At 70.6% G+C, this 26,202-nt stretch carries 19 protein-coding genes; 14 read left to right on the top strand and 5 right to left on the bottom strand.

Annotated features, from left to right (window positions below; genetic code table 11):
* Nucleotides 1–20 precede the first annotated feature (20 nt).
* The 14 genes from LQ771_RS13925 to LQ771_RS13860 all read left to right on the top strand — a co-directional run bounded on the left by LQ771_RS13925 (nt 21) and on the right by LQ771_RS13860 (nt 17,778).
* Nucleotides 21–2,423: an ESPR-type extended signal peptide-containing protein gene (locus LQ771_RS13925; RefSeq protein ID WP_231349992.1), complete on the top strand. Its 2,403-nt coding sequence runs from the start codon at nt 21–23 to the stop codon at nt 2,421–2,423.
* A gap of 208 nt (nt 2,424–2,631) precedes the next feature.
* Nucleotides 2,632–4,362: a type II secretion system ATPase GspE gene (gene gspE / locus LQ771_RS13920; protein ID WP_231349991.1), complete on the top strand. Its 1,731-nt coding sequence runs from the start codon at nt 2,632–2,634 to the stop codon at nt 4,360–4,362.
* 215 nt (nt 4,363–4,577) lie between these two features.
* Nucleotides 4,578–5,795, top strand: a complete 1,218-nt coding sequence (gspF, locus tag LQ771_RS13915) for a type II secretion system inner membrane protein GspF (protein ID WP_231349990.1) — start codon at nt 4,578–4,580, stop codon at nt 5,793–5,795.
* A gap of 37 nt (nt 5,796–5,832) precedes the next feature.
* Nucleotides 5,833–6,240, top strand: a complete 408-nt coding sequence (gene gspG / locus LQ771_RS13910; RefSeq protein ID WP_425491354.1) for a type II secretion system major pseudopilin GspG — start codon at nt 5,833–5,835, stop codon at nt 6,238–6,240.
* Nucleotides 6,241–6,323: 83 nt separating this feature from the next.
* Nucleotides 6,324–6,779: a pilus assembly FimT family protein gene (locus LQ771_RS13905; RefSeq protein WP_231349988.1), complete on the top strand. Its 456-nt coding sequence runs from the start codon at nt 6,324–6,326 to the stop codon at nt 6,777–6,779.
* 86 nt (nt 6,780–6,865) lie between these two features.
* The gene (locus LQ771_RS13900) at nt 6,866–7,312 is read left to right on the top strand and encodes a type IV pilus modification PilV family protein (protein ID WP_231349987.1); all 447 of its coding nucleotides are present in this window, start codon (nt 6,866–6,868) and stop codon (nt 7,310–7,312) included.
* An 86-nt stretch (nt 7,313–7,398) separates the two neighbouring features.
* Nucleotides 7,399–8,091 (top strand): prepilin-type N-terminal cleavage/methylation domain-containing protein, encoded by a 693-nt coding sequence (locus tag LQ771_RS13895; protein ID WP_231349986.1) that lies wholly within the window; start codon nt 7,399–7,401, stop codon nt 8,089–8,091.
* Nucleotides 8,088–8,936 carry a type II secretion system minor pseudopilin gene (locus LQ771_RS13890; RefSeq protein ID WP_231349985.1) on the top strand — a complete coding sequence of 283 codons (849 nt, stop codon included), beginning with the start codon at nt 8,088–8,090 and terminating at the stop codon, nt 8,934–8,936. Before LQ771_RS13895 ends, LQ771_RS13890 begins: the two co-directional genes overlap by 4 nt.
* Nucleotides 8,933–10,099, top strand: a complete 1,167-nt coding sequence (locus LQ771_RS13885) for a PilN domain-containing protein (RefSeq protein WP_231349984.1) — start codon at nt 8,933–8,935, stop codon at nt 10,097–10,099. The genes LQ771_RS13890 and LQ771_RS13885 overlap by 4 nt, the downstream gene beginning before the upstream one ends.
* Nucleotides 10,096–10,758: a type II secretion system protein GspM gene (gene gspM / locus LQ771_RS13880; RefSeq protein WP_231349983.1), complete on the top strand. Its 663-nt coding sequence runs from the start codon at nt 10,096–10,098 to the stop codon at nt 10,756–10,758. Before LQ771_RS13885 ends, gspM begins: the two co-directional genes overlap by 4 nt.
* On the top strand, nt 10,755–11,579 hold the full coding sequence (locus tag LQ771_RS13875; protein WP_231349982.1) for a general secretion pathway protein GspN: 825 nt from the start codon (nt 10,755–10,757) through the stop codon (nt 11,577–11,579). The genes gspM and LQ771_RS13875 overlap by 4 nt, the downstream gene beginning before the upstream one ends.
* A 2-nt stretch (nt 11,580–11,581) precedes the next feature.
* Nucleotides 11,582–14,194 carry a type II secretion system secretin GspD gene (gene gspD, locus LQ771_RS13870; RefSeq protein WP_231349981.1) on the top strand — a complete coding sequence of 871 codons (2,613 nt, stop codon included), beginning with the start codon at nt 11,582–11,584 and terminating at the stop codon, nt 14,192–14,194.
* Nucleotides 14,195–14,350: 156 nt separating this feature from the next.
* Entirely contained in the window at nt 14,351–16,909 is a 2,559-nt protein-coding gene (hrpB, locus tag LQ771_RS13865) for an ATP-dependent helicase HrpB (RefSeq protein ID WP_231349980.1), read from the top strand.
* Between the two features lie 182 nt (nt 16,910–17,091).
* Nucleotides 17,092–17,778 (top strand): ArsR/SmtB family transcription factor, encoded by a 687-nt coding sequence (locus tag LQ771_RS13860; protein ID WP_231349979.1) that lies wholly within the window; start codon nt 17,092–17,094, stop codon nt 17,776–17,778.
* Nucleotides 17,779–17,886: 108 nt separating this feature from the next.
* On the opposite strand, the gene LQ771_RS13855 is transcribed toward LQ771_RS13860, so the two are convergent.
* The 5 genes from LQ771_RS13855 to LQ771_RS13835 form a co-directional block, all read right to left on the bottom strand.
* Nucleotides 17,887–18,831, bottom strand: coding sequence for an alpha/beta fold hydrolase (locus tag LQ771_RS13855; RefSeq protein ID WP_231351923.1), 945 nt, complete (start codon nt 18,829–18,831; stop codon nt 17,887–17,889).
* Nucleotides 18,832–18,931: 100 nt separating this feature from the next.
* On the bottom strand, nt 18,932–20,788 hold the full coding sequence (locus LQ771_RS13850; protein ID WP_231349978.1) for a M1 family metallopeptidase: 1,857 nt from the start codon (nt 20,786–20,788) through the stop codon (nt 18,932–18,934).
* Nucleotides 20,789–21,021: 233 nt separating this feature from the next.
* Nucleotides 21,022–22,341, bottom strand: coding sequence for a metal-dependent hydrolase family protein (locus LQ771_RS13845; RefSeq protein WP_231349977.1), 1,320 nt, complete (start codon nt 22,339–22,341; stop codon nt 21,022–21,024).
* A 72-nt stretch (nt 22,342–22,413) separates the two neighbouring features.
* On the bottom strand, nt 22,414–25,026 hold the full coding sequence (plsB, locus tag LQ771_RS13840) for a glycerol-3-phosphate 1-O-acyltransferase PlsB (RefSeq protein ID WP_231349976.1): 2,613 nt from the start codon (nt 25,024–25,026) through the stop codon (nt 22,414–22,416).
* 34 nt (nt 25,027–25,060) lie between these two features.
* Nucleotides 25,061–25,966, bottom strand: coding sequence for a hypothetical protein (locus LQ771_RS13835; RefSeq protein ID WP_231349975.1), 906 nt, complete (start codon nt 25,964–25,966; stop codon nt 25,061–25,063).
* Between the last annotated feature and the right edge of the window lie 236 nt (nt 25,967–26,202).

Here is a 26,202-nt window from a genome sequence, read left to right as displayed (position 1 = left end):
GGCGGACAGGGAGAGTGTTCGTGAACAAAATCTACAGCAAGGTCTGGAATCGGGCGTTGGGTCTGGTGACGGTTGCCTCCGAACTTGCCCGAAGCCAGGGATCCGGTTCGGGCAGGCGTACTCGTGCGCTGGCGCTGGGCACGACAATGGCGCTCGTGGTGATGGCGGCCCCGACCCACGCGGCGGTCTTTGTCGCGGATCAGGGTACGGACCCGGCGTTCGTCGATCCGTTCGTGCTCGAAGGCGGCACGGCGGGCGGTCACAACGCCTATGCCGGTCTCTATGCCACCGCACTGGGCTTGTATGCGAACGCAGCCGGCCATGGCTCGGTTGCCCTGGGTGAAAATGCGGGCGCCGACGGCGATTGGTCCACCTCAGTGGGTGCGCGCGCCTACACGTCCTCGCTGTACGGCCTGGCCGTGGGCACGGACAGCATGGCCAGCGACGAGAGCGCCACCGCGGTCGGGGGCAACTACACCGACTTCGACGGCACTGTGTACGGCACCGAAGCCAGCGCCTTCGGCGCCACCGCGATCGGCGCTGGCGCCGGAGCCGATGGCGTCGACAGCACGGCAGTCGGTTCGCTTGCCTACGCCACCGGCCAGGGTTCGTTTGCCGGCGGCAGCAACGCGGGCGCCGATGGCTACGAGAGCGTGGCGCTCGGCGCCAACGCCCAGGCTTCCGACCGCGGCACCATCGCGATCGGCGGCGGCGACCCGGACCCGATGTCCGGCGAGGCCACCACCGCCGCGGGCGAGGGAGCCATTGCGCTCGGTTCGCTGGCCTACGCCTCCGGCACCGGCGCCATGGCCAACGGCTACCAGGCCACCGCGCTGGGCAACTTCGCGCTGGCCAGCGGCAATGGCGCCTGGGCGCAGGGCACGGGCGCCTCGGCCATGGGCAGCAGCGCGCTCGCAGCCGCCGACAAGGCCACCGCCGTGGGCAACAACGCCCAGGCGCTCGACGCCTCGTCGACCGCGCTTGGTGCGGACGCCTTCGCCCAGGGCCGCTACAGCATCGCCATCGGTTCCCAAGGCGATCCGAACACCGGCGCCTTCGGCAGCCAGTCGATCGCCATCGGCCTGGACAGCTTCGCCGCCGACGACTACGCCAACGCGCTGGGCAGTTTCAGCGTGGCCGCCAAGTTCGCCAGCGCCTACGGCTATGGCGCCAGCGCCCTCGGTTTCGCGAGCCTCGCGTCGGGTGTGCAGAGCACGGCCTCGGGTGACTATTCGGTAGCGCTGGGCGTCGGTTCGATCGCATCGAATGCCGACAGCGTCGCCGTCGGCGACGGCAGCGAGTCCGATGGCGCGGCAGCGGTGGCGCTGGGTGCGGGCGCCTATGCCCCGGCCGACAACAGCGTGGCGCTGGGTGCCGGATCGGTCGCCGACGAGGACAACACGGTATCGGTCGGCGCGATGGGCAGCGAACGCCGCGTCACCAACGTGGGCGACGGCGTCTACGCCACCGACGCGGTGAACAAGGGTCAGCTCGATGCGGTAGCCGACCTCGTCGGGGCCAACGGCCAGGCGCTGAGCGACCTGGGCGTCCAGGTAACCCATATCGACGGGCGGGTGACCAACATCGAGGGGCAGCTCGGCAGCCTCCAGTCGAGCACCGCCGACATGACCTACCTCAGTGTCGATGGCGACACCGCGGCCAGCACCCCGACCGGCAGCAAGGCCGTGGCACTGGGATCGGCCGCCTCGGCACAGGGCGACCATGGCACCGCGATCGGCGGCGACAGCTATGCGGCGGGCCCGAACGATACGGCCATCGGCGGCAATGCCCGCGTAAATGCCGACGGCAGCACGGCGGTCGGTGCCAACACCACCATCGCGGCCAACGCGACCAACGCGGTCGCCGTGGGTGAAGGTGCGAGCGTCAGTGCCAGCGACGCGGTCGCTCTCGGCCAGGGTGCAGTGGCCGACCGCGCCCAAACCGTTTCGGTGGGCACGGCCAGCCAGCAGCGGCAGATCGTCAATGTCGCGGCGGGCACGCAGGCCACGGACGCAGCCAATACCGGGCAGGTCGACCAGGCCATCGCCACCGCCAGGACCTACGCCGATGCCGGCGACCGGCAGACCCTGGCCCGCGCGCAGGCCTACGCGGACCAGCGCCTGGCCAACGTCTCGCTGGACCTGGCCAGCTTCCGCCGCGAGGTCGATGACCGCTTCCGCAGCGTGAACACGCGCCTGGACCAGGTCGGGGCGATGGGTTCGGCGATGGCGCAGATGGCGTTCAGCACGCAGGGCATCGACACGCCCAACCGGCTGGGCGTGGGAGTGGGTGGCTACCGCGACCGTGGCGCGCTGGCGGTGGGCTATTCGCGCCAGTTGTCCTCGCACGCCAGCCTGACCTTCGGTGCCGCGGTCAGCGGCGACGAAACCTCCGGCGGCGTGGGCCTGGGCGTGGGCTGGTAAGCCCCGGCAGGCGCCTGCGGACGGCCGGCGCACATGCAGGCGCCGGCCGTTTCACGTCGCGCTGAACTTGCGCGCGGGATGTTAGTCGGAAGTTCCACGGCGTCCCCCGTCGCGCGCTCGCGCCCGGGCCGGGGGATGTGCTACCAATGGGTTTTCTCGTCGACGCGGGGGGTGTTGACGGGTTGACGTGACTGGCGGGAGACACTGCATGTCGGCAGTTCCAACGCCGGCGGCCACCTGGGCGCTCTCCGTGGACGACCGTGAAACGGCGGTCTGCGCACTCCTGGTGTCGCGCGGCAATCTCAAGGACAGCGACCTCCATCGCGCGCGCCGTCTGCACGAGGAGGCGCCCGAGGGCACCCTGACCGCGCTGCTGGCGCGGCTGGGTCTGGTGTCCGAGCGCGACCTGGCCGAGGCCTGGTCCGAGCTGCTTGGCGTGCCACTGCTGGCCGCGCGCGATGCGCCGGAAATGCCGCCGGCCGAACCCGAGCTTTCCCTGCGCTTCCTCAAGCAGCAGCACGTCGTGCCGGTGCGCGAGGGCGAGGACGACCTGGCGCTGGTGGTGGCCGACCCCGCCGATCCGTATCCGCTGCAGGCGGTCGAGCTGGCCGCCGGTCGGCCGGTCGCGTTGCGCGTGGGGCTGCGCTCGGAAATCGACGACCTGATCGAACGCTATTACGGCACCGGCCGATCGGCGATGGGCACGATCGTGGAGAACCTCGGCGGCGAAGCCAGCGAGGAGGACGACGTCGAGCACCTGCGTGACCTGGCGTCCGAGGCTCCGGTCATCCGCCTGGTCAACCTGATCCTGCAGCGCGCGGTCGAGCAGCGCGCCTCCGACGTGCACATCGAGCCGTTCGAGAACCGCCTGAAGGTGCGCTATCGCGTCGACGGCGTACTGCACGAGGTCGAGGCGCCGCCCTCCTCGTCGACCGCGGCGGTGATCAGCCGCGTCAAGATCATGGCCAAGCTCAACATCGCCGAGCGGCGCCTGCCGCAGGACGGGCGCATCCAGCTGCGCGTACAGGGCAAGGAGCTGGACCTGCGCGTGTCGACCGTACCGACCGCCTACGGCGAATCGGTGGTGATGCGTATCCTGGACCGCGAATCGGTGGTGTTCGACTTCGCCTCGCTGGGCTTCACGCCCGCGTTCGAGAAGCGCTTCGTGGAAGTGCTCGAGCGCCCCAACGGCATCCTGCTGGTCACCGGTCCGACCGGTTCGGGCAAGACCACCACGCTGTACACGGCGCTCTCGCGGATCAACACGCCGGACGTGAAGATCATCACCGTCGAGGACCCGGTCGAATACCAGCTCGAGGGCATCAACCAGATCCAGGTCAAGCCGCAGATCGGGCTGGATTTCGCCAACGCGCTGCGCTCGATCATGCGCCAGGACCCGGACGTGATCATGATCGGCGAGATGCGCGACCTGGAGACCTGCCGGATCGCGATCCAGTCGGCGCTGACCGGCCACCTGGTGCTGTCCACGCTGCACACCAACTCGGCCGCCGGCGGCGTCACCCGCCTGCTCGACATGGGCGTGGAGGACTACCTGCTCGGCTCCACCGTCAACGCGATCCTGGCCCAGCGCCTGGTGCGCCGGCTCGATCCGGAAACGGCGATTCCCTACGAGGCCTCGCCCGAGGTGATCGCCGAGTTCGAACTTCAGAAGTACACCGACGAGCGTCCGATCCGGCTGTGGAAACCCGGCAGCAGCACGACCAACCCCACCGGCTACCGCGGCCGCCGCGCCATCGTCGAGTTCCTGGTGATGAGCGAACCGCTGCGCCGCCTGGTGATGCAGCGCGCCGACGCCAGCGAGATCGAGCGGCAGGCGCGCGCCGAAGGCATGCGCACGATGTACGAGGACGGCATTGCCAAGGCCGTTGCCGGCGTCACCACCCTGGAGGAGGTGCTGCGTGTCACCCAGGAAGGCTGAACATCTGGCTCCCTCTCCCCGCCGGGGAGAGGGTTGGGGTGAGGGGCCGGGGCTCGCCCGTAACTCCCGTCGAGCAGCGGCCGTCATGCTGAAAAGCACCAGCGCGCCGCGCTCCGCCCTATCCATTGCGCAAGCGTCGGCCCCTCACCCCAGCCCTCTCCCCCCGCATCTATCAAAGATGGGGGAGAGGGAGCAGCTCGCGCTGGGCCTCTGACATGGCGCAGTTCCGCTACCGCGCCATCAGCGCCGCCGGCGAGATGCTGCAGGGCCAGATCGAGGCCCCCAGCCTGGAGGAGGCGATCGGCCGCCTGCAGGACCAGGGCCACACGCCGCTGGAGGCCAAGCCGGCGGACGCCATGGGCGAAGGCTCGGCCTTCGCCGCCCTGTTCAAGCGCGGCCCGTTCACCGGCGACCAGCTGGCACAGTTCACCCACCAGCTGGCCACGCTGCTCGGCGCCGGCCAGCCGCTGGACCGGGCGCTGGGCATCCTGATGGAGCTGCCCGAGGCCGAGCGCGCCAAGCGGCTGGTCGAGCGCGTGCGCGACCGGGTGCGCGGCGGCACCACGCTGTCGCAGGCGCTGGAGGAGGAACACGGCGTGTTCCCCAAGCTGTACATCTCGCTGGTGCGAGCGGGCGAGGCCGGCGGCTCGCTGGAGGACACCCTGCGTCGCCTGGCCGAATACCTCGAGCGCGCCCAGCAACTGCGCGGCAGCATCATCAACGCGTTGATCTACCCGGCGTTCCTGCTCATCGGCGTGCTCGGCTCGCTGGTGCTGTTGCTGGCCTACGTGGTGCCGCAGTTCGTGCCGATCTTCCAGGACATGCAGGTGCCGATCCCGCTGATCACGCGCGTGGTGCTGTTCATCGGCCAGGTGCTGCAGGGCTGGTGGTGGCTGCTGCTGATCCTGCTGATCGCGGGAATCGCGGTCTGGCGCGCGCGCCTGCGCGATCCGGCGTTGCGGATGGCCTGGCACGCGAGGCTGCTGACCGTGCGCGTGATCGGCCCGCTGCTGCTCAAGGTGGAGACCGCGCGCATCGCGCGCACGCTGGGCACGCTGCTCAAGAACGGGGTGCCGTTGCTGACCGCGATCGGCATCGCGCGCCAGGTCACCGGCAACACTGCGCTGGACGAAGCGCTCGCGCAGGCCTCCGAGCAGGTCAAGGGCGGCGGTGGCCTGAGTGCCGCGCTGGCGCGCTCGCAGCGCTTCCCCCGGCTGTCGCTGCAGATGGTGCAGGTCGGCGAGGAAGCCGGGCAACTGGACAGCATGCTGCTGAAGGTCGCCGATACCTTCGACCTCGAATCCAAACGCGCGATCGACCGCCTGCTGGCCGCGCTGGTGCCGGCGCTGACGATCGTGATGACGGTGCTTGTGGCGATCATCATGGCGGCGATCCTGCTGCCGCTGCTGAGCCTCACGGCGAATATTCAATGATGTGGAGAGTGCAATGAAACACCAACGGACCGGCCCGATGCGTGCGCGTCGCGCCCGCGGCTTCACCCTGCTCGAAATGCTCGCGGTGATCGTGCTGATCGGCATCATCGGCGCGATCGTGGTGCGCCAGGTCGGCAGCAGTGTCGACAAGGGCAAGTACGGCGCGGGCAAGGCGCAGCTGATGACGCTCGGCCAGAAAATCGAGAACTACTCGCTGGACAACGGCTCGCCGCCGGCCGGCCTCGACGCGCTGGTCAAGAAGCCGCCGAACGCGCCGAACTGGCAGGGCCCCTACGCCAAGCCCTCGGATCTGGTCGATCCGTTCGGCCATGCCTTCGGCTACAAGGCCCCCGGCGAGCACGGCAGCTATGACCTGGTGTTCTATGGCCAGGACGGCAAGCCCGGCGGCGATGGCTACAGCCAGGACATCGGCAACTGGCAATGAAGCCGGGACTGGGCATTCGGGATTCGGGATTCGCGAACGCGGGCGGCCGGCGCTTGCGCGCCTTCCCGAACCCCGAATCCCGGATGCCGGATCCCGGACGCGCGCGCCGCCGCGGCTTCAGCCTGCTCGAAATGCTCGCGGTGATCCTGCTGATCGGCATTGCCGCCGCCGCGGCCGCGGTCTCGGTGACCCAGGGACTGGCCAGCGCGCGCACCCGCGCGGCCAGCGTCGAGCTGGCCGCCGCGCTGCGCGCCACCCGCGCGCAGGCCATCGTCAAGGGCAAGGAGCAGACCTTCGAACTGGACACGAAATCGGCCAGCTACCAGGCGGCCGGCGGCAGGGAAGTGGCGCTGCCCAGGGGCATGCGCCTGTCCATCACCAGCGCCCGCGAGGACCAGCCGGACAGCCACACCGGCCGCATCCGTTTCTTCCCCGACGGCAGTTCGACCGGCGGCCACATCATCCTGCAGCGCGGCGGGCGCCGCTGGCAGGTCAACGTGGCCTGGCTGACCGGCGCGGTGAGCGTGGTGACGTCGTGACCACGGGAATCGGCATTGGGGATTCGGGATTCGCAAAGGCGGCGAGTCGCGTACGCTTGCGGGCCCTTTCGAATCCCGAATCCCCAATGCCGAATCGCGGGCACGCGACGCGCGCCAGCGGCTTCACCCTGCTCGAGGTGATTGCCGCCGTGCTGCTGCTGGCGATCACCTTCGCCTCGCTGATGCGCGTGGCGGGCAGTTCCCTGAACCTCACCGCGCGCTCGGCCGAACGCAGCGCGGCGGCGATGTGGGCACGCAGCCTGCTCGACAGCGCGTTCGTGCTGGAGCCGATCCGCGTCGGACAGAGCAGCGGGCGCTTCGACGAACGCTATCGCTGGCAGCTCGACGTGCGGCCGTTCCAGCCACTGCCCACCGCGCAGGCGAGCGGCCCGCAACCGCGTGCGCCGGCCTCGCCGCTCAAGCTCTACCGGCTCGACCTGGACGTGATGTGGAAGAGCGCCGGGCACGATTACAGCGCGCGCTTCAGCACCCTGCGGGTGGGTGGGCCGCAGCCGCAAGGGGCCGGGTCGTGAGGACGGGATCGGGCATTCCGGATTCGGGCTTCGCAAAGGCGGCCGGCCGCGTGCGGGTGCGTACCCTTCCGAATCCCGAATCCCGAATGCCCACTCCCGGGCGCGCAACACGCGCCCGCGGCTTCACCCTGCTCGAAACGCTCGCCGCGCTGGCGCTGCTCGCGCTGCTGCTGGTGGGCGTCTACTCCGGCATCCGCACCGCCTCGCACAGCGTGCGCTCGGGTACCGCGGCGGTGGAGCGGCTGGACGCGGTGCGTTCGGCGCAACAGTTCCTGCGCAACGAGCTGGCGCAGGCGATGACCCAGCAACTGGCCAAGAACCCGGACAACGACGAGGCGATCTTCTTCCGTGGCGAGCCGGACTCGATGAGCTTCGTGGCGCCCTTGCCCGGCTACCTCGGCAAGCTCGGGCCGCAGGTGCAGACGCTCGAGCTGGTCGACAACGGCAAGGGTGGCCAGCGCCTGCAGGTCCGCTTTGCGCTGCTGCCGCCCAGCGGCGAACCGCTCAAGCCCGGGCCGCCGCAGGTGCTGCTGGAGGACGTGCACGACGCCGGCTTCCATTATCGCGGGGTGGACCAGCGGGGCCGCGCCGGTCCGTGGCGGGACGACTGGCGCCAGGGCGACCGCCTGCCGCAGCTGGTGCGCATCGACCTCAAGCTGCCCGGCGCCGGCTACTGGCCGCAGCTGACCGTGCCGCTGCGCGTGGATGCCTCGGCCAACCAGCGCCAGTTCGCGATGCTGGATGCCGCCGGCCCCGCCATCGCTTGGAGGCAGCCGTGAGCGCGCGTCGCGGCCAGCGTGGCGTCGCGCTGCTGCTGGTGCTGTGGGCCTGCACGTTGCTGGCGATCATGCTGGGCGGCTACGCGATGACCGCGCGCACCGAGGGCCTGCAGGCACGGTTCCAGTTCGCGCAGACGCAGGCGCACTACGCGGCCGAGGCGGGCCTGTCCCGCGCCATCTATGGCCTGCAGGACCCGCGGCTGGCCGAGCGCTGGCAGGCTGACGGCCGGCCCTACACGTTCCGCTTCGATGGCGCCACGGTGCAGGTCAGCGCGGTCGACGAGGGCGGCAAGGTGGACTTGAACAGCGCCTCGCCGATCGTGCTGCAGGGGCTGTTCCGCGCCGCCGGCCTGCGCCCCGACGAGGCGCGGAAGATGGCCGCCGCGGTGGTCGACTGGCGGGAATTCAACGTAGGCCGGAAGGTGGGTGCGCAGGTGTATGCAGCCAACGGCTACCAGCCGCGTCACTCGCCGTTCCTGAGTATCGAGGAGCTGCAGCAGGTGGCCGGCATGACGCCCTCGCTGTACCGCATCATCGCCGGTGCGATCACCATCTGGTCCGGCCGCGAAAGCCCCGATCCGAACACGGCCCAGCCGCTGGCGCTGGGCGCGATCCCCGGCATGACGCCCGAGCGGGTCGCGCAGGTGCTGGCCGCGCGCAGGAATACGCGGCCGGGCGTGGCCGCCCTGTTCGCGGGCAACGGAGTGACGCATAGTATTCGCTCGGAGGCCACGATGGCCGACGGCACGCGCGCCGTGCTGCATGCCACCGTACGCCTGCAGGGCGTTCGTCCGGGCGCGCAGCCCTACGCGGTGTTGCACTGGCGGGAGGGTGACCGCGAATGACCAACGCAACGCAATCGCTGCGGCCGCAGCTGGACCGTGCGCGTCGCGCCTGGCGGGCCTCGCCGCTGCCGCGGTTCTTCGCCTGGTGGTCCGGCGAGCTCGGCGCACTGCTGCCGGCCTCGTGGGGCCGGCTGTTCGGCGGCGGCGCGCAGTGGTACCTGTTGCAGCGCACCGACGGGCACTGGGAGCTGCGCCGCGCCGGCGAGCCGGAGGCGCGCGCGCAATGGCCACGCGGCGCCGAGCCGGCGATCGAACAGGCGGCGCTCTCGGCGGCCGTGCGCGAAACCGATCGCGAAGACCTGCGCCTGGCGCTGCTGCTGCCGGCGAGTGCGGTCCTGCGCCGGCGCCTGCTGCTCCCGCGCGCGGCGGCCGACGACCTGCAGCAGGTGGGGGCCTTCGAGATGGACCGGCAGACCCCCTTCCGCGTCGAGCAGGTGTACTACGCCGTGCTCGAACTGGACACGCCGGCCCCGGCCGGCCGCTTCTTCGCCGAACTGGTGGCGGTGCCCCGCGACACGCTCGATCCGCTGCTGGCCGAGCTCGAGGGCGCCGGCATCCGCGTCGATGCGGTCGACGTGGCCGAAGGCACCGGTCGGCTGGGCGTGAACCTGCTGCCGCCTGCCCGCGTGCCCTATCGCACCAACCCGCGCCAGCGCCTCAACCTCGCGCTCGCCGGTGCCGCCGTGCTGTTGCTGGTGCTGGCGCTGTCGCAATGGCTCGACAACCGTCAGCAGGCGCTCGCCACGATGCAGGCGCAGGTGCAGGACATGCAGGCCGAGGCGCAGCAGGTCGCGGCCCTGCGCCAGGAGCTGCAGGACAACGCCGGCGCGGCGAGCTTCCTGGTCCGGCGCAAGCAGAACCGCGTGACGATGCTCGACCTGCTGCTCGATCTCACCCGCCGGCTGCCGCAGAGCGCATGGCTGGAGCGGCTGAGCGTCGACCCGAGCGGGCAGGTCGGCTTCCAGGGCCAGGCGCCGCAGGCCGCGGCGCTGATCGATGCACTGAAGGATTCGAAGATCGTGCGCGATCCCAACTTCCAGGGCAGCATCCAGCCTGATCCGGCCAGCGGCAAGGAGCGCTTCTACATGGTCGCGCAGCTGCGCCAGGCCGGTAGCGCCGCACCGGCGACGCCGGCCAGCGCCGCCTCGGAGGCGCAGCCATGAGGCAACTGGAGCTCAAGCCGCGCGACAGCCGCATCGCCGCCGTGCTGCTGCTGGTGATGGCATGGGTGCTGGTCTATTTCCTGCTGGTCCACTGGTGGTTCGTCGCGCCGCTGCGCGCGGTCGACGCGCAGATGGACGACCTTCGCGACACCCAGAGCCGCTATGCGGCGGCCATCGCCGAGAAGCCGGCGCTGGAAAAACGCATCGCCGAACTCGGCGCCGGCCAGGCCGCCAGCGCCGCGTTCCTGCCCGAGAGCGACCCCAACGCCGCCTCGGCCGGCCTGATGCAGCGGGTGGTCGACGCGGTCGGTGCGCACACCGCCGGCGGTGCCTGCGAAGTCACCCAGAAGATGCCGTTGCCCAACCCGCCCGACGACGACAACAGCCCCTACCGCAAGGCGGCGGTAAGCATCAGTCTGCGCTGCGACATGGAGCCGCTGGTGGCGGTGCTCAACGCACTGGAGCAGGGCACGCCCTACCTGTTCGTCGACGACCTCAGCATCTACCGCAACCCGGTCGCCGCGCAGCAGGGCAACCAGCCGGTGCTGGAGATCCAGTTCACCCTGTCCGGCTACGTGCGTCCCTCGCACGGGCCGGCGGCCCCCGTGCCGGCACCTGTCCCGGCTACGGTCGACGCCGACGGCGGGGAGGAACCATGAACGCCGCCGCGCAACGCCGCCTGACCGTGCCGCTGGTCGCCACCACGGTGGTGCTGGGCGTGCTGCTGCTGGCGCTGCTGGCCGGCATCGGCCGCGGCGTGCACTGGGCGCCGCCGCGCGCCCCGGCGCCGTTGCCGGCCCAGCATGCGGCGACGTTGCCGCCGCCGGTGCCGCTGGAGCACTACGCGCCGGTGTGGCAGCAGCCGCTGTTCAATCCCGACCGCAAGCCGGTGGCGCATGCCGCCAGCGGCAGCAGCCAGCTCGGAGACATGCAGTTGACCGGCATCATCCTCACGCCGACGCTGCGCATGGCACTGCTGCACAACAAGCGCGAGGCCGACAAGAACCGGGAGCTGCGCGTGAAAGAAGGCGCCAGCCTGCCCGACGGCAGCTGGACCCTGGTCGAGGTGAAGCCCCGCTCGGCGGTGTTCGATTCGTCCAGCGGGCGCGTCGAGTTGCAGCTGCCGGCGGGCGTGCCGATCGACCAGGTGCGCGGCAGCCCGGCCGAAGCCTCGTCCGTGCCCGACGAGTTGCCGAATGAAATCACCAACCCCTCGCACCGCCTGCAGCCGCCCGACGAGAACGACCAGGACGGCAACCCGCAGGACCAGCCCGGCGCCGATGCACCGCAGGACAATGGCGACGAGGACAACGCCGCGCCCGCCGGTGGCGCGGTCCAGGGCCTGCGCGGCGGCGCGCCGGTCCGCATGGAAATGACCAACGAGCAGCGCCAGGCCGAGCGCCTGCGCCAGCTCAAGGCTGCCATCCAGAAGCGCCGCGCCGAACAGGCAGCCGCGAAGGCTCACGAAGGAGATCGCTGACCATGTTCCCCAACGCCCTGCACCGAATGTTCCGGATCGGCGCCATAGCGCTGACGGTCTGGCTGGTCGGTTGCTCCAGCATGCCGCAGCACGACGACTACGCGCTGCAGCGCGAGGCCGTCGCCGGTACCGAGAAGCCCGCGCCGGCGCCGCTGCCGCTCAACAATAACCTCGGCCCGGCCGGCGAGGCCAGCCCGCAGCCGCAGATCAACAGCGGCACCGGCCAGTTCATCCACCCGCAGGCGCTGGCCAAGCCGCGGCCGGCCGCGCACGGCGAGGGCGCGGTGACCTTCAACTTCGAGAACCAGCCGGTGCAGGCGGTGGTCAAGGCCATCCTCGGCGACTTCCTGAAGAAGAACTACACCATCGTGCCCGGCGTGCAGGGCAACATCTCCTTCTCCACCTCCGAGCCGATCGACGCCAGCCAGGCGCTGCCGGTGCTGGAGACGCTTCTGTCCTGGACCGGCAACGCGCTGGTGCGCCAGGGCAACAGCTACGTGGTGATGCCGGCCAAGAACGCGATTGCCGGCAGCGTCTCGCCCAGCCTCGGCGCGGTGGCGCCGCAGGGCGGCATGCAGGCGCGGCTGTTCCCGCTGCACTACATCTCCGCCGCGCAGATGCAGAAGCTGATCAAGCCGTTCGCCCGGCCCGACGCGATCCTGCTGGCCGATCCGGCGCGCAACGTGCTGGTGCTCGCCGGCTCGCCGCAGGAACTGGACAACTACGCGCGCACCATCCGCACCTTCGACGTCGACTGGCTCAAGGGCATGTCGGTGGGCGTGTTCAGCCTGCAGCGGGCCAACGTGTCCGAGCTGATGCCCAAGCTCGACGCGATCTTCGGCAAGCAGGGCGACAGCCCGCTGGCCGGCATGCTGCGCTTCATCCCGATCGAGCGCACCAACGCGCTGGTGGTGATCAGCACGCAGCCGGACTACCTGCAGGAAGTGGGGGACTGGATCGCGCGCATCGACCGCGGCGGCGGCAACGAGCCGCAGCTGTTCGTCTACGACGTGCGCAACATCAAGGCGTCGGACCTGGCCAGGTACCTGGCGCAGATCTACACCAACGCCTCGGCCAGCGGCGGCAGCGGCGGCGAGGTCGGCCCGGGCCTCAGCTCCGGCACCCTGGGCAACGCCGACAACGCCAGCGGCAACGCCATGGGCAGTGCCGCCGGCAGCTTCGGCAACAGCGGCGGCATCGCCGGCGGCTCGGGCAGTTTCAAGGGCGGCAGCGACGGCAGCACGGGCCGCGGCGGCATCGACGTCGGCGACAACGGCGGCATGGCCGGCCAGGCTGGCGGCCTGGGCGGCAATGGCGGCTTCGGCAACAGTGGCGGCCTGGCCAACGCCACCAGTTCGGCCAACGACCAGCAGTACAGCTCCGCCGACGGATCGATCAAGATTTCCTCGGTCGATGCCAACAACCAGCTGCTGGTGCGCGCGCGGCCGTCCCAGTGGGCGGAGATCGAGGGCGCCATCCAGCGCCTGGACAACGTGCCGCTGCAGGTGCAGATCGAGACGCGCATCCTCGAAGTGCAGCTTACCGGCGCCTTCCAGTTCGGCGTGCAGTGGTATCTGGAAGGCCTGGTCGGCGGCACGCCCAACAGCAGTGGCGGCATCACTCCGGGGCAACCGGGCAACCAGCAGCAGTGGGCGCTGGGCAAGGGTGGCATGACCTACAACCCGACCGGCGATTCGTTCTTTTACTCCTTCCTCAACAACAACCTGCAGGTCGCGCTGCACGCGCAGGAGACCAAGGGCAACGTCAAGACGCTCTCGGCGCCATCGCTGGTGGTGATGAACAACCAGGTCGCGCACATCCAGGCGGGCGACGAAATCCCGGTCAACCAGACCTTCTTCACCACCGGCCTGGGCACTACCACCAACGACAGCCCGACCACCATCGGCCAGGTGCAGTACATCAGCACCGGCGTGATCCTCGACGTGCAGCCGCGGATCAATCCGGGTGGCCTGGTCTACCTCAACATCAAGCAGCAGGTGAGCGTGCCGGGGAACAAGGACTCCAATGGCAACTACACCATCCAGCAGCGCGAGATCGCCACGCAGGTCGGCGTGCAGAGTGGCCAGACCGTCCTCCTCGGCGGGCTGATCCGCCAGGATGAGGGCAACACCGACACCGGCATCCCCGGCCTGAACCGCATCCCGCTGATCGGCCGCCTGTTCGGCAGTACCGACCGGCATCGCAACCGCTCCGAGCTGATCGTGCTGATCACGCCGCGGGTGATCGGCTCCAGCGATGACGCCAGGCGCATCACCGACGAATACCAGACCAAGTTCGAGTCGCTCGCGCCGCTGCGCGCCGAGCGCGCGAAGGAACCGCCGCCGCCGGCCACCTCGCCGGCCGACGTGCCACTGCCCACGCCGCCGGCCACGCCCGAGCAGCTCAACCAGCAGGCCGCGGCGGCACTCAGGCAGACCGATTACGCGGCCGCGCAGCGACTGGCGCTGGAGTCCTGGCGCAACGGCCCGCAGCGCGGCGAGCTGTGCGCACGCAACTGGCAGATCATCGCCAGCGTGCGTACGCACCTGAACGATACCGAGGGCGTGGATACGGCGCGCAAATGGGTGGCCCAATGCATGGCGGGCGGGAAGTAGTTTCCCGCCCGGGCCACCTCCGCCCGCCTGTCGGCACCATCCCCCCGTCAGCGGGAGGGACGCGGTAGGCGGGTCGTGCGGGTGCCTTCCCCCGCCCACGAGGGAAATGCCCCGAGGCGGGCGGGGTGCCTGCCCCACGCCTTATCATTCGCGGGAATGACGCAAGCCGACTTCCCCATCGTCCCGCTGCTCCCGGCATTGCGCGAGGCGCTGGACGCCCACCCGCGACTCGTCCTGGAAGCTCCGCCAGGGGCCGGCAAGACCACCCAGGTGCCGCCGGCCCTGCTCGACGCGCCGTGGCTGGAAGGCCGCCGCATCGTGATGCTCGAACCGCGCCGCATCGCCGCACGCGCGGCTGCCCAGTTCATGGCCGCGCAGCGCGGCGAGGACGTGGGCCAGACCATCGGTTACCGCATCCGCTTCGAGTCCCGGGTGAGCGCGGCCACCCGCATCGAGGTGGTCACCGAAGGCATCCTCACGCGGTTGGTCCAGGACGACCCCGAACTGTCGGGTGTCGGCGCGATCCTGTTCGACGAGTTCCACGAGCGCCACCTGGCCGGCGACCTCGGCCTGGCGCTGGCGCTGGACGTGCAGGCGACCCTGCGTCCCGACCTGCGCCTGCTGGTGATGTCCGCCACGCTCGACGGCGAGCGCATCGCGCGCTGGCTGGATGCGCCACGGCTGTCCAGCCCGGGCCGCAGCTTTCCCGTGCGCATCGAGCACCCGCCCGCGCGTGCGCAGGAGACGCCCGAACATCACATGGCGCGCGTCACGCGCCAGGCGCTGGAGGAAAACGCCGGCGACGTGCTGGTGTTTCTCCCGGGTCGCCGCGAGATCGCGCGCGCCCACGCGCTGCTGGAGAACGCCTTGCCCGCTCGTCCGGGGAGGGGAGAAGGCAAGCTCGAGATCCTCGCCCTGCACGGCGAGCTCTCGCTGGCCGAGCAGCAGGCCGCGCTGGCGCCGGCCGAGCCGGGCATGCGGCGGGTGATCCTCGCCACCAACGTGGCCGAATCGAGTGTGACGCTGCCCGGCATCCGCGCGGTGATCGACGCGGGCCTCGCGCGCGAGCCGCGTTTCGATCCCAACACCGGCTTCTCGCGGCTGGAGACGGTCGCGATCTCGCAGGCTTCGGCCGACCAGCGCGCCGGCCGCGCCGGCCGCGTCGCCGAAGGCACGGCCTACCGCCTGTGGCCGCAAAGCCGGCGGCTGGAGGCAGCGCGCACGCCGGAGATCGCCCAGGCCGAGCTGTCGGGCCTGGCGCTGGAACTGGCCGCGTGGGGCGTCAGTGCCGCCGGTGACGACACGCTGCGCTGGCTGGACCCGCCGCCATCCGGGGCGCTGGCGCAGGCGCGCGAGCTGTTGACCGCGCTGGGCGCGCTCGATGCGGATCGCCGCATCACGCCGCTGGGCCGGCGCATGCTCGAACTCGGCGCCACCCCGCGATTGGCCGCCATGGCATGGCGTGCTCCGGTGGAGCTGCGCCCACTGGCTGCCGACCTGCTCGCCCTGGTCGAGGCTCGCTCGCCGTTGCGCGGCGAGCAGGCGCGCAGCGACGATTTCCGCGCCCGGGTCGATGCCCTGCATGCCTGGCGCGATCGCCGCGTCTCCGCCACGGGTCCGTCGACGGGAGCCGGTGCGCGCGGGGGCTTCGACAGCGGAGCCATGGCCGCCATCGAGCAGGCGTCCTGGGGCTGGCGCAGGCGTCTGGGCGTCCGCACGGCTGCCAGTGGCGTGCCCGACAGTCACGCCATAGGCGACCTGCTGCTGCATGCCTGGCCTGATCGCATCGCCCGCCAGGACGAGGCCAGGCCCCGCCGCTACACGCTCGCCAATGGCCGCGGTGCCAGCCTGCACGAGGCCAGCACGCTGGTCGGCGAACCCTGGCTGGTAGTGCTCGACCTGCGGCTGGAGGCGCGCGACAGCCTGGTGCTCGCCGCGGCGCCCTTCGACCCGCGGCGCCTCGAAGCGGATTTCCCGCAGCACTTCCTGCGCGAGCGCACGCTGGGCTGGAACGACGCGCGTGGCGCCGTGGAGGCGTTCGAGGAGCAGCGCTTCGGCGCCATCGTGCTGGAACGGCGCAGTGTTCCGGTGCGCCCGGAAGACGCGTTGCCCGCGCTGCTGGCCGCGGTCCGCAGCCGCGGCATCGATGCGCTGCCCTGGAGCGGAACCGCGCGCCGCCTGCGCGCGCGCATGCAGGCGCTGGCCGGCTGGATGCCCGAGCTGGGCCTGCCCGACGTGTCCGACGCGGCACTGCTGGCCTCGCTGGAGAACTGGCTCGGCCCGTACCTGCAGGGCAAGCGCAAGCTCGATGCGCTCGGCGCCGACGAGCTTTCCCTGGCGCTGGCCACGATGCTCGACTACGGGCAGCGCAGCCAGCTCGACCAGCACGCGCCCGAAAGCCTGACCGTGCCCAGCGGACAGGCGCGCAAGCTCGAGTACGCGCCGGGCGAGCCGCCGGTACTGGCGGTGAAGCTGCAGGAGCTGTTCGGCCTGGCCGACACGCCGCGCGTGGCGGGCGGCCGTGTGCCGGTCACCCTGCACCTGCTCTCGCCGGCGGGGCGGCCGATCCAGGTCACGCAGGACCTGAAGGGCTTCTGGGAGCGCACCTATCCGGAAGTGAAGAAGGAACTGAAGGGCCGCTATCCACGCCACCCGTGGCCGGACGATCCGTGGTCCGCCACGCCGACGCACCGGGCCAAGCCGCGCGGAACGTAGCCGGGACGATCCCGGCAAGCTCGCCCATTCCGCCTCTGGTCGCGGACCCTGCGGCGCGGCGCGTCGCCTCCTGCCCCCGCATGGCGGGAACGGTGACCGGGGGAGGACGGGCGACCCTGCAAAGGTCCACCCTTCGCCAGCCATCGAAAAGTCCGGCGCGGGACCGGTACTAGACTCCGTGCATGCCCCCCGCCTCGCTCACCCCGCACCAGCTCGCCGAAATCGGCGCCCTGCTCGCCGAACCGGCGCGCGCGGCGATGCTGCTCGCCCTGGTCGATGGCACCGCACGTCCCGCCGGCGAGCTGGCCCGGGCAGCCGGCGTCGGTGCGCCGACGGCCAGCGCACACCTCAAGCGCCTGCTCGAGGGTGGCCTGCTCGCCGTGCAGGTGCAGGGACGCCATCGCTACTACCGGCTGGCCGGTGACGAAGTGGCCGGCTGGCTCGAAGCGCTTGCCCTCCCGCGCCAGCCGATCGCGTCGCCGACCGGGGATGCCGTGTTGCGACGCGCGCGCAGTTGCTATCGGCATCTCGCCGGCCAGCTCGGTGTGGCCTTGTGCGCGCAGCTGCTCGATCGCGGCCACCTGGCGACGACCAGCGAAGGCCTCGCGCTGCGCCCGGCCGGGGCCGCGGCGCTGGCCGAGGCGGGGCTCGATGCGCAGGCCGTGGCGCGCCTGCCGGAGCTGCGCGGCCGCGGTTGCCTGGACTGGACCGAACGACGCCTGCACCTGGGCGGGCCGCTGGGCGTGGCGCTCACCGGCGCCATGCTGGATGCGGGCTGGCTACGCCACGCGCCGCGTGGGCGGGCGCTGCTGCCCAGCGTGGAAGGACTGCGGCGGTTCGGTCTGCTGGGCGTGCGCTTGCCCGGCTGAACCGGTCGCAGCCTGGCTCCCTCTCCCCCCGGGGAGAGGGAGCAGGAGCATGCGGCAGCATGGCAGGTGGAGCGACCCCCGGAGGGGAGGGAGCAGGGCGAGCAGCGGTCAGCGCCCCAGCACGAACCCGGTGAGCACCTGCGCAGTGGCCTCGGGCTTTTCCATCATCGGCATGTGGTTGCAGCCGTTGAGCAGGCTGGAACTGATCGCCGGCGCCCGGACCAGGCCGTTGCGCAGGCTGTCCAGCGCGGATGGATCGACCATGCGGTCCGCGCTGCACCACAGCCCCAGCACCGGCATGGTGAGCTGGCCCAGCCGCTGCTGCAGCGAGAGGTAGTCTCCGGGCTTGCGCAGCTCGGCGAGGGTGCGCTCGATGAACGTGCGATCGCTACGGTTTCGCGCGATGAAGACGTCCTCGATGCGGCCGGGCACCTCGGGTGGCTGCAGGAAGGCGAGCGCGAGCGCATGCTCGAACCCGGCACGGTCGTCATAGACGAACGGATCCTTGCCCGCCGCGATGGCGCGATCGAAATCGTTCGGGTCCGCCTTGAGGCCGTAGGCATCGACCAGCGCGAGCGCCGCCACGTCCTGCGGGTGTCCGGCCGCATAGACGCCGGCGATGGCGCCGCCCATGGAGTGGCCGACCAGCACGAAGCGCTGCAGGCCCAGCGCGGCGAGGAAGGCCTGCAGGCGCTGCGCCTGCGCCTGGACGCCGTAGCTGGCATCCGGGTTGCGCGAGGAGTCGCCCCAGCCTGGAAGATCCGGGATCACCACGTGGAAATGCGGCGTGAGCTGCTCGGCGAGCGGCAGCCAGATCGTCTTGTCCGCGGCGAAACCGTGCAGCAACACCAGCGTCGGCCCCTGGCCGCCTTCGTAATAGCTCCAGGTGGTGTCGCCCGCACGCAGGGTGTGTTCCTCCACGTGCGCGGTCATCGCCTGGCGCATCACGTGTGCGCGCAGCAGCCATTGCGGCGCGAACAGATAGCTGCCGCCCAGCAGGAGCACCACCAGCGCCACCAGTACGCCGAGGAACTTCAGGCGTCGGAAAAGCATGCGCTGCCAGAGAGGACGGGTGGCGGGTGGGTTCATGCGTGGAGTCCAGGATGTCTGAAAATCGCTCCTCCCCCTGCGCGCAGGGGGAGGAGCGAACGGCTTACTTCTTGCCCTGTTTGGCCTTGCGCAGGATCGACTCGATCGCGGCCTGCGTCATCGGGTGATAGCCGTCCTTCGCCCTGGCATAGGCCGCCTCGGCATAGGCCAGGCCCTGCGGCGTGGCGGCGAAGGCCTTGTACACCGGCAGGGTCAGGTACATGCGGCCGATGCGGGTCATGTGCTCGCGCGCGTCTTCCCACACGTTCCGGTCGCCCGCGGCGATGGCGTGGCTGTACCAGCGCATGCCGATCTCGGCGTTGGGCGTGCCGGTGAGATGCCAGGCGGCGTCGAGCTGTCTCATCTTCGACAGCGGCGGCGCGTCGGGCAGGCGGTCGAGGAAGTACATCCACTCCTGCGTGTTCCAGCCCCTGGCGTCGAGCTGGCCGGCGTCCAGCGTGCCGGCCAGGAAGTCGGCGCGCTCCCTGTCGATCGCCTGGAAGCGGGCGGAACTCGGCAGCGGCGCGTCCTTCGGAATGCCGCTCTGGTAGACCCACGCCTTCGCCTCGTCCCAGGCCATCTTGCCCGGGTGGGTGTCGAACAGGTTGGCCTTCATGTCGGCGAGCATCTGCTCGGTGGTGATCGAGGTGAAGGCGTGGCGGTGGAAGTAGGCCTTCAGCCATTCGTCGAAAGTGGCGCGACCGAAGCGCTGTTCCAGCGTGCGCAGGAACCAGGAGCCCTTGTCGTAGGCGACGTCCGAGAGCGAATCGTCCGCACCCACGCCGCGCGGGTCCGGCGCGAGCTTCTGCGAGTTCTCCGGCATCTCCCCGATCGACTTCTGCAGCGCGCGCGCCGACAGCAGCGCTTCCTCGTCGGCCAGCGCCTTGCCGTAGACCGCCTCGGTGATGCGGCCCTGGACATAGGTGGTGAAGCCCTCGTTGAGCCAGATGTCGCGCCAGCTCGCGGCGGTCACCAGGTTGCCCGACCAGGAGTGCGCGAGTTCATGCGAGACCAGCGAGACCAGGCTCTTGTCGCCGACCAGCACGGTGGGCGTGGCGAAGGTCATGTCCGGGTTTTCCATGCCGCCGTAGGGGAAGGAGGGCGGCAGCACCAGGATGTCGTAGCGACCCCAGGCGTAGGGGCCGTAGAGCTTTTCGGTCGCTTCGATCAGCCTCTCGGTGTCCTCGAACTCGTGCGCGGCCTTGCCCACCACGGACGGTTCGGCGTAGACGGCCGAACGCGGGCCGGTTTCCTTCACCGCGAGGTCGCCGGCGGCGATCGCCAGCAGGTAGGACGGGATCGGGTGGGGCTGGTCGAAGCGGAAGTCGCCGTCGAGCGGATGCTTGGCGTCATTGAGTGCGCTCATCACCACGCGCACGTCCTTCGGCGCGGTCACGTGCGCCTTGTAGGTGAAGCGGATCGCCGGCGAGTCCTGCAGTGGCACCCACGAGCGGGCGTGGATCGATTCGGACTGCGAGAACATGAAGGGCAGCTTCTTGTCCGCGGTCTGCGTCGGGGTCAGCCACTGCAGGCCCGAGGCCTGCGGCGAGGTCGCGTAGACGATGCGCACTTTCGTCGGGTGCTTCGGCGCCTGGATGGTGAGCTTGCTGCCCAGTTCCCTGTCGCGTGGCGCCAGCGCGAACTTCAGCGCCGTGGCGCGGCCGGCGGCATCCAGGCCCTCGACCTTGGCGATTTTCAGGTCGCGCGTGTCCAGCACCAGCGCGGGCGCCCAGGGGTTCTTCCAGTCCAGGCTGAGCGTGGCGGTGCCATCGAGCGCCTTGTGCGGGAAATCGACCGCCAGCTCCAGGTCCAGATGGGTCACGCGCACCAGGTCGGGCTGAGCATAGGAATGCGGGTCGGCGGCAAGCGCGGACAGCGGCAGGACGAGGGCGCCGAGGGCGAGGGCGGGGATTGCACGCATGCGGACATCTCTGCGGGGGGCGGAACGGCGAGTATGCCATCCGGTCAGGCGGGGGTGCCCGTGACGAAAGGGCCTGGAGCAGGCCCGTTCGCTTTCTCTTCTTTTGCGGAGGGAACGCGAGGGAGACCCGAAGGTTGCGCAAAGAGCGATTGACTCCAGCCGCAAACCGGAATCGTGGCAAGCCCCGGCCCCTCACCCCAGCCCTCTCCCCGGCGGGGAGAGGGAGCCAAAGCTCAAAGCGGCTTGCCGTCCTGCTTGTAGATCAGGCCGTCCTTCATCACGAAGCTCACCCGCTGCAGCGCGGTGATGTCCTCGAGCGGGTTGCCCGGGACGGCGACCACGTCGGCGCGCCGGCCAGGCCGGATCTGGCCCAGTTCGTCGGGCTTGTGCAGCAGCGCGGCCGCATGCGTGGTAGCGGCCTGGATGGCGTACATCGGTGGCATGCCGGCCTGCACCATGTACTCGAACTCCTTGGCGTTCTGACCATGCGGGTACACCGACGCATCGGTGCCGAAGGCGATCTTCACGCCGGCCTTGTAGGCACGGCCCGCGGTGGCCTGGATGATCGGACCGACCTCCTTCGCCTTGCGCGCGACCTGCGGCGGGTAGTAGCCGGGCTTGGCGGCCATCTGCTCGACGTACTTGCCCGCAACGATGGTCGGCACGAACCAGGTGCCGTGCTCCTTCATCAGCTTCATGTCGTCCTCGTCCATGAAGGTGCCGTGCTCGATCGAATCGACGCCCGCGAGCACCGCGCGGCGGATGGCCTCGGCGCCGTGCGCATGGGCGGCTACGGTGAAGCCGTAGTCGTGCGCGGCGGCGACCACCGCCTTGATCTCCTCGGTGGTCATCTGCGGGTTGTCGGCGCTGGCGCTTTCGTCCAGCACGCCGCCGGAAGGCATGATCTTGATCAGGTCCACGCCGTCCTTGTAGTGCTGGCGCACGGCCTTCCAGGCATCGGCGGGGCTGTTGATGATGCCCTCCTCCGGACCCGGGTCGCCGGCCAGGTCCTGCCGGTAGCCGTCGGTGGGGTCGGCGTGGCCGCCGGTCGAGCCGATCGGCACCCCGGCGGTGAAGATGCGCGGGCCGGCAACGACACCGGCGTCGATCGCGTTGCGCAGGGCGATCGACTCGTTGGCGTTGTCGCCCAGGTTGCGCACGGTGGTGAAGCCGGCCAGCAGCGTGCGCCTGGCATAGACGGTGGAGCGGATCGCGTAGTCGGCGGTGTTCCAGCGGAACTGGTCGGTGTAGCCGGTGGGGCTGGTTTCGGAAGTCAGATGGGTGTGCGCGTCGATCAGGCCGGGCAGGCAGGTCTGGCCGGTCAGCTCGACCACGCGGGCGCCGGGCTCGCTGCCGGTGCCCGGACGCACGGCTTGGATGCGCCCGTCGCGGATCACCACGGTCGAATCGCCCAGCAGCCTGCCGGCGGCCGGATCGAGCAGGTGCGGGCAATGCAGCACGATCAGTCCGCCCTGGGCGGGCGGTTCCGCGGCAAGGACGGGCGTGGCCGCGAGCACCGCGGCGGCGAGGGCGAGCACGGGACGGCGGGTCATCGGCGGCTTCCTCTGGCGAGGTGGAGAGCTTCGCCGTTCCAGGCCCTCCCCTTCAAGGGGAGGGTGGGATGGTCAGGCGTTCCTGTTCGCATCGTGCTCGTGCTGGCGATGCTCGGCCTCGACGTGGCGCCGGTGCAGGTCCTCGCTGCCGCTGTCCGCGGGCACGTGCGCCACTGCCTTGGGCGGCGCGGCGTCCATGTCGCCGTCCACGCCGGTGATCTTGAGGATCGAATGGCGTACCTCGCGCGCCAGGATCACCCGCGCGTCGCGCACCATGTCCTCCAGGCGGCGGTCGTAGTCCAGCTTGCCGCCCTCGTCCGTCCACACGATCTTCTGTTCGCGCAGCTTCTGGATGAAGCCGCGGAACAGCGCCTTGTCGAAGAACTCCGGCGCCGACTGCTCGTTGAGCAGCGACAGCCGCTGTGCGGTGAGCGCGCAGGCGTTCTCCAGCTCCGCGGCGCTGGTGGTGTGCGGGCCGTTCTTGGCCAGCGCGGCGATGGTGATGTAGTAGCGCTCGAAGGCCTGGATCAGGCTGCGCGCGATGGTCTTCATCTGGAACGCGGCGTCGTCCTGGCCGGGACCGCGCTCGAGCACGCGACCGTCACCGGAGGCCTCCAGCAGGCCGCGCCGCACGAAGAAGTCGATCGTGCCCTGCATCTGCGCCACGAAACCGTCCGTGTCCCACGGCAGGAACAGCTCGCCCTGGATGAACGGGTAGATGATCCGGCCCAGGCGCAAAATCGAGGCGCGCGTCATGCGCCGGTTGTTCAGGAAGCAGCAGGACACCCACGCCGCGGTCGCGGTCAGGTGCAGCACGTTGTTGCGGAAGTACGACAGCAGCACCGCCGGTTCGTCGTCGGCCTTGAGCACGTCGCCCAGCGGATGGCGCACGCGGCGGATCCAGCCCATCTGCTCGCCGTAGGCGATGATCGCGGGCGGATCCATCGGGGTGACCGTGACGCGATCGGAATAGGGCAGCTCCACCAGCAGCGCGCGGGTCAGCTCCAGCTGCGCGAGCATGTCGTTCTCGGCCATCGCGTGCTTCGGCGTGGCCAGCAGCGCGAGCGCCAGCAGGTTGATCGGGTTGACGTCGGCGGCGCGGTTGATGTTGACCTGGATGCGTTCGGCCAGGTCGTCGATCGTGCGCCCGAGCCACTCGGGCTTGGCGTCCGGATCGCCGGTGGCGGCCCGCCAGTCGGGGCTGGCCGCATCCAGCAGCGGGGTCAGCTCGATCGGTTCGCCGAAGTTGAGCGCCACGTGGCCGTACCGCTGGCGCAGTACCTTCAGACCCTTGAGCAGGCCGAGCAGGGATTCCTTCTCCTTGGGCTTGCCGGAGAGCTCGCCGATGTAGCTCTTGCCCTCCATCAGCTTCTCGTAGCCGATGTAGACCGGCTGGAACAGCACCGGCCGGCGTGGCGCGCGCAGGAAGGCCCGCACGGTCATCGCCAGCAGGCCCGCGCGCGGCGCGAGCAGGCGCCCGGTGCGCGAGCGGCCGCCCTCGATGAAGTATTCCATCGGTACGCCGCGATCGATCAGCTGCGCCATGTACTCGTTGAACACCACCGAGTACAGCGCGTTGCCCTTGAAGCTGCGGCGCAGGAAGAACGCGCCGCCGCGGCGCAGGATCGGGCCGATCACCGGCAGGTTGAGGTTCACGCCCGCGGCGATGTGCGGCACCACCACGCCGGAGACGTGCAACTGGTAGCTCATCAGCAGGTAGTCGGCGTGGCTGCGATGGCTGGGCACGTAGACCACCTCGAAGCCCGGCGCGGCGGCGCGGGCCTTGTCGAAGTGGTGCATGGCGATGCCGTCGTACAGCTTGTTCCAGAAGTTCGACAGCAGGAACGAAGCCGAGCGCACCACCGGATGCGAATAGTCCGCGGCGATCTCCATCACCAGCTTGTGCGCGCGGCGCCAGGCCTTCGCATAGGAGATGTGTTCCTTGGCCGCAGTGGCGGTGATCGCGGCACGCACCGGCTCGGCGTTGAGCACGGCGTCGGCGACGGTGCGCCTGTGCGACAGGTCCGGACCGATCACCGCGGCGCGGATGCGACGGAAGTGCGTGCGCAGCACCCGCGCGATCTTGCGCGCGAAGCGTTCGGGCCTGGCCTCGCCGGCTTCGTCCAGCACCTGGCGCAGCGACACCGGCGCGGAGAAGTGCACCACGGTGTCGCGGCCGTTGAGCAGCAGCGCGAGCAGGCGGCGGAAGCGGCCGACCATCACCCAGTTCTCGGAGAACAGCACGCGGAACCAGCCGGTGTCGCGGCTGGGGGCGCGGCCGACGTAGATCGAGACCGGCACGATCTGGATGTCGCGTCCGGGATGTTCTTCCAGCGAACGGACCAGCTGGCCCAGCGTTTCGTACGGTGCGCGGCGGCGGTTGCGGCCGAACAGCCAGCCGTCGCGTCGCGCCAGCGCGAACACCGAGCGGCGCCGGCGGGTGCCTGCCAGCGGCTGCATCGGCGCGGGCAGGCCGGCCTCGCGGCAGGCGCGTTCGAGGATCAGCGCGTCGGAGAAGCCGTCACGCTCGATGACGTAGCACACCGGAGCGCCGGGCATCAGCAGGCTGGCCGGTTCGGCCGGGTCGCGCCGGATGCGCACCCAGGGCTCGAGCAATTGGCCGGCGAGGCTGAACCACCAGGGCGCGCGGCTGCGGGCGGGGGAATCCGCGGTCATGTTCTGCATCGGCGGATTGTACCCGGTGGGCCGCGGAGGCCGCTCAGGGCGCGACGGCCACCGTCCCGGCGGGAGCCGGCCCAGCCAGCCGGCGATGCGACCGGCGCACGCTTTCGAGCAGATCCTGGTCGTACCAGCGACCGCTCTGCTGCACCAGCGTCGACTCCATCGACAGCGGCGTGCCCAGCAGCTGGTATTCCACGCGCACGCGCGCATAGGGCGGGTGGTATTCCAGCGGCACCACCCGGGCGGAGGCGAGCGCCTCGTCCAGCGGTAATCCGTACAGCGCGAGCATGCGTTCGAGGCCATGGAAGGCGATGGCATAGCTGCGCATCGCCTGGTCGAAATCCATCGTGCGCAGGCTCCGCGCATCGCGCAGGTCCAGCTCGCGCGCGGTGGCCACCACCACGCCGACCGCCTGGCGCGCCCTGGCCGGATCGAACCACGGTGCCTGCTGCGCCCACGGGCCGAGCGCATCGACCAGCGCCGAGGCATGGCGCTTCTGGGTGTCGGTGAGGCGTGCGTCCTCCTCGATCGCCTTGCCGGCCAGGGCCCGGCCGATGCCGACCAGCAACGGCAGCTGGTCGGCATAGCGGGCCTGTGCGTCGGCCAGCCAGGGCTGCAGGCGGGCATCGAGGGTGGCCGCGGCGTCGGGCGCGGCCAGTTGCTGCAGGGCACCGTCGATACGCGCCCGCTCGCCGTCGGTCAACGGTGCCCCGTCGGCACGCGCCTTGCCCCAGTCCTCGCGCAGCATGGCGTAGTCGTATGGCGGCAGGGCATGTTGCCAGAAGCCGGCGAAGTCGCCGGCACGCACCAGCGCGATCGATTGCTGCACGGCCGCTTCGGGCGACTGGCCGGCCGTGTCGGCAGGGGTGTTCTCACCGGACCGGCAGGCGGCCAGTGCGAGCAGGGCCAGCCACGGCAGGAGGCGAAGGAAACGTGCGCGCATGGACCTCATTCTCGGCTTGCGGGGGCGTGCGTGGGTGCGCCTAGCTTCGCCGGGAGGGCGTACGCAGCCTGTCTAACTGGCGGCAAGCGGATGTCTGTCCGGGCCGGAAAAGAAAAACCCCGCGGGCCTGGAGCCGCGCGGGGGAAGTCCGGCCGGGCCGGAAGGGAAATGGCCTTGCCCGCAGTTTGGAGGTCAGCAGGTTTCGGCGCGGCCAGCTTAGTGGCTCTCCACAGTTA

Origin of the sequence: Frateuria soli (genome assembly GCF_021117385.1) — a bacterium.
GTDB lineage: Bacteria > Pseudomonadota > Gammaproteobacteria > Xanthomonadales > Rhodanobacteraceae > Frateuria_A > Frateuria_A soli.
This window is presented reverse-complemented; position numbering and strand designations above follow the sequence as displayed.